The 1364-nt window shown below is 49.9% G+C and carries 1 protein-coding gene; it reads right to left on the minus strand.

Features of this window, described 5'->3' with window-relative positions:
• Positions 1–1292 (minus strand): lipid A ABC transporter ATP-binding protein/permease MsbA (gene msbA, locus KQJ18_RS23990; protein ID WP_216422950.1); only part of this gene is annotated, 1292 nt, incomplete at its 3' end.
• Between the last annotated feature and the right edge of the window lie 72 nt (positions 1293–1364).

Genomic DNA, 1364 nt, shown 5'->3' on the forward strand with positions numbered 1-1364 from the left:
TCGTTAAACAGGTGCACATTCTGCGAAACCAAAGCAACCTGATCGCGCAGGGATGCGAGGGTATATTCGCGCAGATCGTGTCCGTCCATCAGAATCTGCCCTTCATCAATATCGTAGAAGCGCGTGATCAGGCTGGCGATAGTGGATTTACCTGAACCTGAACGCCCCACCAGAGCGACGGTCTTGCCCGCCGGAATATTCAGGTTGATGTTACGCAGCGCAGGGGCTTCACGTCCTGGATAAGTAAAGGTCACATTGCGGAATTCCAGATCGCCGGTAGCGCGTTCGATAACGCGTTTACCTTCGTCTTTCTCCTGTTCGCTATCCAGAATCGTAAATAAGGTCTGGCATGCCGCCATACCACGCTGGAACTGCGCGTTGACGTTAGTCAGCGATTTCAACGGACGCATCAGCGCGATCATTGACGAGAAAACAACGGTAATGGTCCCTGCCGTCAGGTTTTCCATGACGCTTGGGAAACTGGCTGCATATAACACAAAGGCCAGAGCCAGAGACGCAATCAACTGGATGATAGGATCGGAGATAGAAGAGGCGGAAACCATCTTCATCCCCTGTAAACGCATCTTGTTGCTGACTTTATCAAAGCGTTTGGTTTCGACTTCCTGACCACCAAAAATCAGAACTTCTTTGTGGCCTTTCAGCATCTGCTCCGCACTGGTCGTAACCTGCCCCATGGTGTTTTGCATATTTTTACTGATGCTACGAAAGCGCTTAGAAACCACACGAATCGCCACTGACACAATTGGCGCCAGTACTATCAGGATCAATGACAGCTGCCAGCTGTAATAGAACATCATGATGAACAGGCCAATAATTGACGCCCCTTCACGTACCACGGTGATCAGCGCACCGGAAGACGATGACGCAACCTGTTCTGAATCATAGGTAATACGTGACAGCAACGTACCTGTAGACTGTTTATCAAAAAAGGAGACTGGCATGCCCATCATGTGACCAAACAGGCGGCGGCGCATGGTCATAACCACTTTGCCTGACACCCATGAGATACAGTAGCTGGAGACATAGCTGGTTAAGCCACGAACTATCATCAGCCCAATGACCACCAGCGGCATCCACAACAGCACCGAGCGGTCAGTTTTACCAAAACCATCATCCAGTAATGGCTTAAGGAGCGATAACATGAAGGTATCGCTGGCCGCGTTAAGGATTAACGCTATACCCGCCACGATCAGACCCGATTTAAAAGGCGCTATGGTTGGCCATAGTCGGCGAAACGTCTGCCACGTAGAGAGATCTTTATCGTTATGCATTCAAAAAACCAGCATTTGTTAGAATAGCCGCATATTCTACCCGTTATCCTCCGACACGCCAAACCACTGATG

It is taken from the genome of Citrobacter sp. S55_ASV_140, from assembly GCF_018919505.1.
In the GTDB taxonomy this organism is placed as follows: Bacteria; Pseudomonadota; Gammaproteobacteria; order Enterobacterales; family Enterobacteriaceae; genus Citrobacter; species Citrobacter werkmanii.